The 11,842-nt window shown below is 70.9% G+C and carries 6 protein-coding genes; 3 read left to right on the top strand and 3 right to left on the bottom strand.

The features are described 5' to 3' along the window. The 3 genes from IV088_RS15085 to glnE all read right to left on the bottom strand — a co-directional run. The coding region (locus IV088_RS15085; RefSeq protein ID WP_291103589.1) for an NAD(P)-binding protein at positions 1-691 on the bottom strand (691 nt) is incomplete at its 3' end. Positions 692-1,183: 492 nt separating this feature from the next. After that, on the bottom strand, positions 1,184-1,822 hold the full coding sequence (locus tag IV088_RS15080; protein ID WP_291103586.1) for a rhomboid family intramembrane serine protease: 639 nt from the start codon (positions 1,820-1,822) through the stop codon (positions 1,184-1,186). Continuing rightward, positions 1,819-4,662 carry a bifunctional [glutamate--ammonia ligase]-adenylyl-L-tyrosine phosphorylase/[glutamate--ammonia-ligase] adenylyltransferase gene (glnE, locus tag IV088_RS15075; RefSeq protein ID WP_291103592.1) on the bottom strand — a complete coding sequence of 948 codons (2,844 nt, stop codon included), beginning with the start codon at positions 4,660-4,662 and terminating at the stop codon, positions 1,819-1,821. The genes IV088_RS15080 and glnE overlap by 4 nt, the downstream gene beginning before the upstream one ends. Positions 4,663-4,835: 173 nt before the next feature. On the opposite strand from glnE, the gene IV088_RS15070 reads away from it, so the two are divergent. From IV088_RS15070 to IV088_RS15060, 3 genes are all read left to right on the top strand, one after another. Further along, on the top strand, positions 4,836-8,984 hold the full coding sequence (locus IV088_RS15070) for a YhdP family protein (RefSeq protein WP_291103583.1): 4,149 nt from the start codon (positions 4,836-4,838) through the stop codon (positions 8,982-8,984). Between the two features lie 162 nt (positions 8,985-9,146). Then, positions 9,147-9,953 (top strand): carbon-nitrogen hydrolase family protein, encoded by an 807-nt coding sequence (locus tag IV088_RS15065; protein WP_291103580.1) that lies wholly within the window; start codon positions 9,147-9,149, stop codon positions 9,951-9,953. 143 nt (positions 9,954-10,096) lie between these two features. Beyond that, a partial coding sequence (locus IV088_RS15060) for a PAS domain S-box protein (RefSeq protein WP_291103577.1) occupies positions 10,097-11,842 on the top strand: 1,746 nt, incomplete at its 3' end.

The raw sequence follows: 11,842 nt of genomic DNA, 5'->3' as shown, positions 1-11,842 counted from the left end.
TCGTGATCTGGATCAGGCCGTGGTTGTGGCAGAAGCGCACCATGGTCGCGACCGGGAAGGCCAGCATCTGGTCGGTCGGGCAGCTCCAGATGCAACCCATCATGGGCAGGAAGTACCAGTCGCGGAACTCGGCCGAGAAGTTCTGGGCCTTCAGGAAGTCGCCCAGCGGCTGCAGCAGCGGGCTGTCGGGCGCGAGGTCTTCGCCGCGCTCGGCCAGCCGCGTCGTGATGCGGTTGAAGCGCACCATGTCGGACAACATGCGCCAGAAGCGCGGGTTGGCGAGGTTGGCGCGCTGGGCGAACACGCTGGAGAGGTCCGAGCCGCTCCATTCCAGCGCCGCGCCTTTCGGGCCGGCGCCGGGCGCCTGCACCGAAAACGACATGTCCGACTTCGCGACCGGCACACCGAGCTGGGCGAACAGCGCCAGCAGCTGGGGGTAGGTGCGTTCGTTGAGCACCAGAAAGCCGGTGTCCACGCCGAAAGTGGTCGGCCGGCCCTGGGCGTCGGGCAGCGTCACGTCCACCGTGTGGGTGTGGCCGCCGAAATAAGCGCCGGCTTCAAACAGGGTGAGATCGGCCAGGCCGGCGAGGGCGTGGGCGGCGCCCAGGCCCGAGATGCCCGAACCGACGATGGCGACACGGGGACGGCGCGAGGCACCGCCGATGGGCTGGGGGGCGGGTTCTGAATACATCTTCAGAACCCGGCGGCCGGGTGGCCTGTTGAACAAAAGACTGCGAAGCGCCCCGACGCGAAGGAGGGAGGGAGGGAGGAGGAGGAAAAGCGCCTCGGGATTTCAACCGACCCACCAGGGGCCGGAAGGCTTCGCAGTGCAAAAACCGGAATACCCGACACCGCCACCAAAGACGGGGTCGTGGGGGTTTCGAGCAACCACCCGTTGGAAAAGTTCCGCGTTGTCGTGGCCATGGATCCTCCGGATGTGGGGTGTGGGTGGGGCGGCGTTTGAACCGATTGGTTTTATTGTGACTGATTGGTCACAATTTGTCCTGATGAATATCGGCTCCATCCCTGCGATCAATGGGGTTATTGGTCGGGTGGGTGCCCGGTGCACTGGATACGCAGCGGGCTGGCGGATGGATTCAGGCGGCCACGGCGGGGCCGCGACGACCGAGCGGGCGGTGATGGGGCGGTGCCCGGTGGCGTCGCCCGGGGGGCGGGCCGCCGGTCAGGCGCGGTGTGGGGCGCCGGCCGGGGGGTGGGTGTTCGAGGCGGGCGCCTGGCGTCGCCTGAGCCACCAGGCCGCCAGCAGGCCCAGGCACAGGCCCCAGAAGGCGCCGGCCAGGTGGGCGGCCTGCACCACCGAGGTCTCGTTGCCGTCGTCCCACACCACCGGGTGGGCCCAGCCGCGCTCGAGCAGCAACTCGACCAGCAGCGCCAGCATCAGCAGGCCCCCCCAGCGCCGCGCCTTGCGGATCACGATGCACCGCAACAGCAGCTGCACCGCGAGCACCATGGCGCCCGCGTGCAGCAGGCCCGAGAGCCCCACCGCGTAACCGACCTGGGGCCAGAGCACCATCGACACCTGGATCAGGGGCCAGCAGAGCCACCAGGCCAGGGCGCTGAGCAGCGTGGGGCGGATCACCCAGGCGAACGCGGTGAGTGCGCCCAGGGCGATCTGGTTCATGATCAGGTGCGGGGTGTTCACGTGCACCCAGGCGCTGGTCCACAGCGTCCAGGGCCGCACGGTCCAGGTGTCGGCGCGCCAGATCAGCATGTCCACGGCGCTGGTCTGGCCCCACCACAGCAACATGCTGGCCACCCCGTGCAGGGCACACAGCAGCAGCCAGGCGCGCGAGGCTCTCACGCCCGGTCGCCGAGCACGTGTTGCCAGAGGGTTTGCACGGCGGCGGCCAGGGTCTGCGCGGCGGTCGCGTCGATCTGGGTGGGGGCCTCGTCCAGCCGTGCGCGGTGCTGGATGTGGCGCAGTTCGCGGTAGGCGTCGGCCGCCTCCCTGCCGACACCCGGGGGCAGCAAGCCCGCCGCCTCGGCGCGCTGGAGCAAGGCGATGTTGCCGACGTTGCCGAGCAGCTCGGGGTGTTCACCCGAATGCGCGAGCACCAGGTACTGCACCACGAACTCCACGTCCACCATCGCGCCCACGCTGTGCTTTACATCGAACTTCTCGCCGCGCACCGGGTGCGCCGCGCGCACCTTCTCGCGCATGCTGCGGATTTCCTGTGCCAGCGCGTCGCGGTCGCGCCCGGCGCTGATCACGCTCTCGCGCACGGCGTCGAAGCGCGCGGCGAGCGAAGAAGTCTCAGCGGACGGCACAACGAGCCCGTCGCCGGGCCGCCCCAAGGCGGGCTCAGCCCCCTCAGGGGGCAGCGAACCTCGCGAAGCGGGGAGCGTGGGGGGGATCACACATCGGGCGCGCGTCATGGCCTGATGTTCCCAGGTCCAGGCGGTGTTGCTGCCGCGCCCGCGCTGGTAGTTCTCGTAGGCGGTGAAACTGGTCACCAGCATGCCGGAGTTGCCGTTGGGGCGCAGCGCGGTGTCGATCTCGAACAGGTCACCCTCGCCGGTTTTCACCGTGAGCCAGTTGATCATCTTGCGGATGAAGGCGGCGTAGATCTCGCTGGCGTTCTCGTCTTCGTCTTCGTACACGAACACGATGTCCAGGTCGCTGCCGTAGCCCAGCTCCTTGCCACCGAGCTTGCCGTAACCAATGATGGCGAAGGCGGGTTCCTCGCGGTGGCGGTTTTTCAGGCGGCTCCAGCACCAGCGCGCCGTCACGCGCAGCACCGCGTCGGCCAGCGCGCTCAGGTCGTCGGCCACCTGCTCGACCGTGAGCACGCCCTCCACATCGCGTGCCAGGGTGCGGAACACCTCGGCATGGTGGGCCCGGCGCAGCAGGTTGAGCAGGGCCTCCTCGTCGTCTTCCTGGGTGCGCTTGAGCGAGGCACGGCGGTCTTCGAGGTCGGCCTCGAACTGGGCCGCCTCGAAGCGGTCGGTCAGCAACTGCTGGCTCGCCAGCTCGTCGATCACGCCGGGGTGCTGGAGCAGGTAACGCGCGGGCCACTTGGCCGCGCCCAGCAGGCGCAGCAGCCGCTCGTGCACCGAGGGGCGCTCCTGCAGCAGCGCGAGGTAACTCTCGCGGCGCAGCAGCGGCTCGATCCAGTCGGCCAGGCGCAACGCCGCCACCTCGGAGACACGCCCTTCGTCGAGCCAGGCGCCGGTGCGCTCGACCAGCCGCACCAGCCGCACGCGGGCGTCTTCGCGCAGCGCCAGCACGCGCGGGTGTTCGCACCATTGGGCCACCTTGGCCGCGAAGGCCTCGGGCAGCTGGGCCATCACGCCCTGCAGGTCTTCGACCGCGCTGCGCGCACCGGCCTTGCCGTTGCAGCCCTTGCCGTTGCAGCCGCCCCCCGGCGCGCCGCCGAGCAGGATGTCGAACTCGCTCGCCACCACCTCGCGGTGGGTGTCCAGCGCGCAGAGAAAGGCGCAGACATCGGGGAAGTCCATGGTCGCGGCGATCCAGGCCAGGTCTTCGTCGACCGTGGGGATCAGGTGCGTCTGCTGGTCGTCCAGGTACTGGATGCGGTGCTCGACCTTGCGCAGGAATTCGTAGGCCTGGGCCAGCGCGTCGGCGGTGGCGCGGGGCATCAGGTTGGCCTTGGCCACGCGCTGCAGCGCGTCCAGGGTGGGCCGTGTGCGCAGCTCGGGGAACTGGCCGCCGCGCACCACCTGCAGCAGCTGCACGGTGAACTCGATCTCGCGGATGCCGCCGCGCGAGAGTTTCACGTCGTTGGCGCGGCCGGGGTTGCCGGCGGCGCGCTTGGCCGCGTGCTCGCGGATCTGGCGGTGCAGGGTGCGCAGCGAATCGAAGACGTTGTAGTCCAGGTACTTGCGGAACACGAAGGGCAGCACCGCGCCGCGCAGCGCGCCCGCGCTCTTGTCGGCGATGCAGGCGGCCGGCGCGATCACGCGGCTCTTGAGCCAGGCAAAACGCTCCCACTCGCGACCCTGCACCAGGAAATACTCTTCGAGCGCACCCAGCGAGACCGCGCTCGGCCCCGAGTTGCCGTTGGGCCGCAGCGCCAGGTCGACGCGGAACACGTTGCCGTGTTCGGTGGTCTCGCCCACCGTGTTGTAGATGTGCTTGACGGCCTTGCCGAAGTACTCGTGGTTGCTGATGCGGTGGCGGCCCTGCGCGTTGCCGGCGGTCTCGCCATCGGCGTCGTAGACATAGATCAGGTCGATGTCGCTCGACACGTTGAGCTCGCGCGCGCCGAGCTTGCCCATGCCAATGACCCACAGCTGCGCACGTTGAAGGCCACTGGCCCCCGCGCTCCCCACGGTGTGTGGTTCGCTGCCCCCCGAGGGGGCTGGGTCAGCCTTGGGGCGGCCCGGCGGCTGCCCCTGTCCTTCGAAAGGTGAAACCAAGGGCGCACCGTGCAGCTCGTCCAGCTCGGCGAAGGCCAGCTGGCAGGCGTGGTCGAGCGCGAGTTCGGCCAGCTCGGTCACGGCGCGCGTGACGTCGGCGAGCGGTGCGCCCTGCTCGCAGTCGAGCACCACCAGGCGCTCCATCACCAGCTGGCGCAGCGCACGCAGGGCCGCGGGCAAGGGCAGGCCGCGTTCGCGCAGCTGTGCCAGGCCGTCGGCCATGGTCGCGTGGGTCGGGGCGCCGGGCGCCAGGCAGTGCATTTCGCTGGCGTAGCGGCGCCGCACGCGCTGCACGAACCGCGAATGGTCGGCTTGCCGGTCGGCCGCGGTGAACGGTGGCCAGGGTGCGAGGGCGGGATTCACATTTGATGACAAAGCAGAAACCGCCGCTGCGGAACCGTGGTGAGGGCTGACCGTCATAATTTGCAGTGGATATGAATCAAAGCCCGGCCCCCGTCGCCCTCACCTCGCGAACCCAGAAAACCTATTCCGTGTTCACGCGGCTGCTGTTGTGGATGGTGCTGGCCGCCTGGACGCTGTTCGCGCTGACCTGGGGCGCCTTGCATCTCTGGATTGTGCCGCGAATCGGCGAATGGCGTCCCGACCTGGAACGCTGGGCCAGCGCCGCTGTGGGGGTACCGGTCAAGGTCGGTGGCCTGCGCGCGGAGACCCAGGGCGACGCCAGCGCGGAGGCCGGCTTTCTGTTCCGCCTGGTGCCCGCGCTCGAACTCAGCGACGTGCGCCTGTTCGACCCCGCCGGGCGCGAGGCCCTGCTGCTGCCCAAGGTGCGCGCGGCGGTCACGGTCACCTCGCTCTGGCGCCTGGGCTTCGAGCAGCTGCTGATCGAGAGCCCGGTGCTCGACGTGCGCCGCACCGCGCAGGGCCAGATCGAGGTCGCTGGCCTGAACTTTTCCAGCCCGCAGGGGCAGGACCACCGGGCCACCGACTGGTTTTTCTCGCAGACCGAGTTCGTGATCCGGGACGGCACCGTGCGCTGGACCGACGACCTGCGCCGCCAGCCGCCGCTGGCCCTGAACGCGCTCAACTTCGTGTCCCGCAACAGCGCGCGCAGCCACCTGATGCGGCTCGACGCCACACCGCCGGCCGAGTGGGGCCAGCCCTTCAGCCTGCTGGCCAGCCTGCGCGAACCGCTGATCGACCTGGCGCCGCAGCGCGCCGACCAGGCCCCCTGGCACAACTGGAGCGGTGAGCTCTACGCCGATTTCCCCAGCGTCGACGTGTCCCGGCTGCGCGCGCACGTGGACCTCTCCGAATGGGGCGCCGAGGTGCGCACCGGCCAGGGGCTGCTGCGCGCCTGGGCCGACGTGCACCGCGGCCAACTCGCGGGCGTGACCACCGACCTCGGCCTGCGCAACGTCGCCACGCGCCTGGGGCTCAAGCTGCCGGAACTGGCGCTGGAGCAGGTGCAAGGTCGCCTCGCGGCCACCTGGGACGCCCAGGGCTTCGAGATCACCACCGACAACCTCGCCTTCCGCACCCGCGAGGGCCAGGCCTGGCCCGGTGGCCAGCTCAGGGTGAAGCACGACAACGGCCTGTCCAGCCGCACGACCTCGACCGCGGTCAACGCCGACCGCGTGGACCTGGCCGCGCTCGCCGCGCTCGCGACCCGCCTGCCCCTGCCCGAGGGCAGCCGCAGTCTGCTGGCCAGCCTCCAGCCGGCCGGCAGCGTCGAGGGGCTGAGCGCCCGCTGGCAAGGCCCGGTCGCCCCCGCGGCGGTCGCGGGGCAGCCGGCCCCCCCCGCCCCGCCCATCACCGCCTACCAAGCCAAGGGCCGTGCCGTCGGTCTCGCGCTCGCCGGTCAGCCCAGCGGCCAGGTGTCGAGTTACGGGCCCTACCCCGTGCCAGGCCGGCCGGGCGTGACCGGCGCCAGCGGTGACTTCGAGCTGAACCAGGACGGCGGTCAGGCGCGCCTCTCGATCGCCAACGGCTCGATCGACCTGCCCGGCATGTTCGAGGCCTCGGTGATTCCGCTGACCAGCCTGCAGGCCGATGCGCGCTGGAAGCTCAGCGGCGAGCGCGTCGAGGCCTGGCTGGACAACGTGCGCATGGCCAACGCCGACGCCGCCGGCACCGCGAAGGCGCACTGGCAGACCAGCGACCCGGCCCGCAGCACCTCGAAATCGCGCTTTCCAGGCGTGCTCGACCTCACCGCCAGCCTGAGCCGCGCCAACGCCCTGCAGACGCACCGCTACCTGCCGCTGAGCCTGAGCCCCGAGGTGCGGCGCTACCTGCGCGAAGCGATTCGCGGCGGCTCGTCCGACAAGATCGACTTCCGGGTCCGTGGCGACCTCTGGGACCTGCCCTACCACCTGCCCGGCGCCGACGGCGAGTTCCGCGTCGTGGCCAACCTGGACGGCGTGGACTTCGCCTACCTCCCGGCCTACCTGCAGTCGGCCGGCGAGCCCGCCTGGCCGGCGCTCACGGCGGTGAAGGGCCAGATGGTGCTGGAGCGCGCGTCCCTGCAGCTCAAGGGCCTGACGGCGGGCGTGGACGGCCTGCCCAAGGTGCGGCTGAGCGAGGGCGAGGTCACCGTGGCCAACCTCATGGTCTCGCCCACGCTGGCGCTCAGCGCGCGCGCCCAGGGGCCGGCCAGCGAGGTGCTGGGCTTTGTGCAGGGCTCGCCGGTCAACGGGCTCCTCGGCGGGGCGCTGGCGCGCACCACCGGGACCGGCGCGGCCGGCGTGGGCATCAAGCTGCAGCTGCCACTGGAGACGGTGGATCGGCTCACGCTGCAAGGCCAGGTGCAGCTCGCCGGCAACGACCTGAAGATCACCCCCGACTCGCCGCTGCTGGAACGCAGCGTCGGCACCATCGCCTTCACCGAACGCGGCTTCAAGCTGAGCGACGCCAGGGCGCGGGTCTATGGCGGCGAGATCGCGCTGGAGGGCGGCATGGTGCCCGACGCCAGGGGCGGGCCGGCCAGGGTCGAGTTCCGGGGGCAGGGCACCGCCAGCGCCGAAGGCGTGCGCGACGGCGGGCTGGGCTTTGTCTCGGGCCTGATGGCCCACGCCAGCGGCAGCGCCGCCTACCAGGCGCGGCTCGGGTTTCGCGGGGGCGTGCCCGAGCTGCTGGTCAACACCAACCTGCAGGGCATGGCGATCAACCTGCCGGCGCCGCTGGCGAAAAAGGCCGAAGAGAGCCTGCCCCTGCGCTACGACAACGTGGTCGTGGGCGTGGTCAGCGACCCGAGCGGCGAGGTCGCCCGCAGCGACCGGCTCACGGTCGAGATCGGTTCGGCCCCGCAGCCGCTGCTGTCGGCGGTGTTCGAGCGCGACATCACCGAGGCCGAGCCGCGGGTGCTGCGCGGCAGCCTGGGCGTGGGGCTGTTGCCGGGCGAGTCGGCGCCGCTGCCTGCGCAGGGCGTGGCCGCCAACCTGCGTTTCAGCCGCATCGACGTGGACGCCTGGGAGCAGGTGTTCAGCGCCGCCAGCGGTGTCGACGTGCGCAGCACCGCCACGGCGGCCACCCCCGCGTCTCCCAGTGCCAGCCTGGCCTACTTGCCCACGGTGCTGGCGGTGCGGGCCGACCAGGTGGCGGTCGACGGCCGCACCTTCAACGACGTGGTGCTCGGGGGCTCGCGCGAGGGCACGCAGTGGCGCACCAACATCGACGCCGACGAGGTCAACGGCTATGTCGAATACCGCCAGCCCGGCGGCGCCAGCGCCGGCAGCGTCTACGCGCGGCTGGCCCGGCTCAACCTCGCGCCCTCGGCGGCGGCCGACGTGGAGCAGCTGCTGCAGCAGCCCAGCAGCGTGCCCGCGCTCGACATCACGGTCGAGAACCTGGTGCTCGCGGGCCGGCAGCTGGGGCTGGTGGACATCCAGGCCGTCAACCAGGGCTCGGGGCGCACGCGCGAGTGGCGCCTCAACAGGCTCAACATCCGCGTGCCCGAGGCACGCCTGATCGCCAGCGGCAACTGGGTCGCCGAGGGCAACGCGGCGCGGCGCACCCGCCTCGACTTCCGCCTCGACATCGACGACTCGGGCCAGCTGCTTTCGCGCTTTGGCCGGGCCGGCGTGGTGCGCGGCGGCAGCGGCAGTTTCGAGGGCGAGATCGGCTGGCAGGGCTCGCCCTTCTCGCTCGACTACCCCAGCCTCTCGGGCGCTCTCAAGGCCGACATCGCGTCCGGCCAGTTCCTGAAGGTCGATCCCGGGGCCGCCAAGCTGCTGGGCGTGCTCAGCCTGCAGGCCCTGCCGCGCCGGCTGACGCTGGATTTCCGCGACGTGTTCTCCGAAGGTTTTGCCTTCGACTTCGTGCGCGGCGACGTGCGCATCGCCCAGGGCGTGGCGCAGACCAACAACCTCCAGATGAAGGGCATCAACGCCGCCGTGCTGATGGAGGGCAGCGCCGACATCGCGCGCGAGCAGCAGGACCTCAAGGTCGTGGTGGTGCCCGAGATCAATGCCGGCACCGCCTCGCTGATCGCCACCGCCATCAACCCCGCCGTGGGTCTGGGCACCTTCCTCGCCCAGTTCCTGCTGCGCGAGCCGCTGCAGAGCGCGGCCACGCAGCAGTTTCACATCAGCGGCAGCTGGGCGGACCCCAAAGTCGAGAAGAAGTGACCCCCCGCGCCGCCTTCGGCGTCACCCCCCAGGGGGCAACGCGAGCGGCCTGGCGGAGCCAGTTCCGCCGCGTTCTGGGTGGGGTCCTCGCGCCGGATGGTGCTGCTGGTTTCCGTTACTGCGGTACAAACGGTTCGTTGTCGGGTTCGTTAAGGAGTTCTCATGAAAGTCGCTGCCATTCAAATGGTCTCGGGCATCAGCCTGGACGCCAACCTCAGCGCCGCGCGCGCCTTGCTCACCCAGGCCGCCCGCAGTGGCGCGGAGCTGGCCGTGTTGCCGGAGTATTTCTGCTTCATGGGTCAGCAGGACGCCGACAAGCTGCTGCTGGCCGAGACGCCGGGGCTGGGCACGGTGCAGGACTTTCTGTCCGACGCCGCGCGCGAGTTGAAGATGTGGATCGTGGGCGGCACCCTGCCCATGGCCACCGACGATCCGACCCACGCCGCCAACGCCTCGCTGGTCTACGACCACAAGGGCCACTGCGTCAGCCGCTACGACAAGATCCACCTGTTCCGCTACGACAACGGCAAAGAGGCCTACGACGAATCGGCGGTGCTGCGCGCGGGCGAAACGCCCACGGTGTTCGACTTCACGCCGCACCACGGCGAGCCCTGGCGCGTGGGCATGAGCGTGTGTTACGACCTGCGCTTTGGCGAGCTCTACCGCATGCTCGCGGCCGACCTGCTGCTGGTGCCCGCCGCCTTCACCTACACCACCGGCCAGGCGCACTGGGAAATCCTGCTGCGGGCCCGCGCCATCGAGAACCAGGCCTATGTGGTCGCCAGCGCCCAGGGCGGTGTGCACGACAACGGCCGCCGCACCTGGGGCCACAGCATGGTCATCGACCCCTGGGGCCAGGTCATGGCCCTGCAGGCCGAAGGCCCCGGCGTGGTGCTGGCCGACATCGATCTGGAGCGCCTGCGCAACGTGCGCGAGCAACTGCCTTCGCTCCAGCACCGCAGATTGTGAGACGCCCCCCGCGCCGCGCCCAGGGGCGCGTCACCCCCCACTGGGGGGCAACACCAGTGGCCCGGCGGAGCCGGTTCCACGGTGTTTGCTGGGTGGGCCTTCGCGCTCCGTCCGGGTCCTGAGACGCTGGGGTTCATCGGTACATGCCAGCGCATCCAGCCACCACGCCAACGCCGGCCGATGCCATGCCGCCGGCCCGCTCCGGCCTGCGCTCGCGCCGCTGGCTGCTGTGGGGCGCGCTGCTGCTGCTCGTGGCGGCGCTGCTGGGGGTGCTGGTGTTCCTGGCGGGGGAGTACGAAGAGGCGCGCGATCAGGCGGCGCTGGAGCGCGACGCCGCCACCGTGGCCAGCGACATCCGCAGCGGGCTGGTGCGCAATGTGCAGACCCTGCAGTCGCTGCACAGCGTGGCGCCCTCCCCCGACTCGTGGCTCGGCCCCGCGTCGGAGGTGCTGTCGGCGCAGCGTGAACTCGTGCGCCTGGAGTGGCGCGACAACGCCCTGCGCCTGCTCGCCCACCGCGACTCGGTCTACGTGGCCGACCTGTTCAGCTACCTGCCGCGCGAGCAGGCCCTGCCCGATGTGCGCCAGGCCTGCGAGAGCGCGCAGCGGGTCTCGGGCTCCTCGTTCTCGCCCAGCTTCTTCTGGCCCATGGCCAACGGGATGGGCATCGAGATCATCGAGATGTGCCTGCCGGTCGTGCGGGCCGGCGTCAACGACGGGTTCCTCGTCGCCACCTACTCGCTGCCGGGCATGCTCTCGGAGTTCAGCAACAAGGAGCTGCTGCGCGGTCGCGGCCTGGCCTTCACCGAGGTCGATGGCACGCGCCTGGCGCTGCACAGCAGCGCGCCCGGCAGCCGCCGCACCCAGGTCGCCACCACCCTGCTCGACCTGCCCGGCCACACGCTGATGCTGCGGCTGGAGAGCCCGCGCCGGGTGGCCGGCCTGTTCCCCAATGTGCTCACCGCCGTGGTCGGCGCGCTCTCGCTGGCGCTGCTCGCCGTGATGGCCCTGTTCGGTCGCGACATGCGCCGGCGCCAGCGCGCCGAGACCGAGGTGGCCGACGCGCTGGCGTTCCGCAAGGCGATGGAGAACTCGCTGGTCACCGGCCTGCGCGCGCGCGGCATGGACGGGCGCGTGTCCTACGTCAACCCTGCCTTCTGCCAGATGGTGGGTTTCGAGGCCGAGGAGCTGATCGGCACCGGTCTGCCCGCACCGTGGTGGCCGCCCGAGCTGATCGACGAGTACCAGCAGCGCCTGGCCATCCGCCTGGCCGGTCAGACGCTGCCGCGCGAAGGCTACGAGTCGGTGTTCCAGCGCAAGGACGGCACGCGCTTTCCGGTGCTCATCATCGAGGCGCCCCTGATCGACGCCCAGGGCACCCAGACCGGCTTCATGAGCGCGATCCTCGACCTGAGCGAGCAGCGCCGCGTCGAAGAGCTCAACCGCGCCTCGCAGGAGCGCCTGCAGGCCACGGCGCGCCTGGCCACCGTGGGCGAGATGGCCTCGCTGCTCAGCCACGAACTCAACCAGCCGCTGGCGGCCATCGCCAGCTACGCCAGCGGCACGCTCAACCTGCTCGACGAGCCCGCCGAGGCGGGCCAAGGCCTGCCCACCAGCGACCTGCGCCAGGCCATGCAGCGCATCAGCGAACAGGCCGACCGCGCCGGCCGCGTGATCAAAAGCGTGGCCGACTTCGTGCGCCGGCGCGAGCAGGTGCGCGAGGCGGTGGCGCCCGAGAACCTGATCGAGGCCATCATGCCGCTGCTCACGCTGCAGTCCAAGAAGCTTGGCATCAGGGTGCAGACCTCGGTGTCCCCGGGCTGCCCGCCCGTGCTGTGCGACCGCACCATGGTCGAGCAGGTGCTGCTCAACCTGGCGCGCAACGGCATG

Origin of the sequence: Hydrogenophaga sp. (genome assembly GCF_018780075.1) — a bacterium.
Lineage (GTDB): Bacteria > Pseudomonadota > Gammaproteobacteria > Burkholderiales > Burkholderiaceae_C > Hydrogenophaga.
This window is presented reverse-complemented; position numbering and strand designations above follow the sequence as displayed.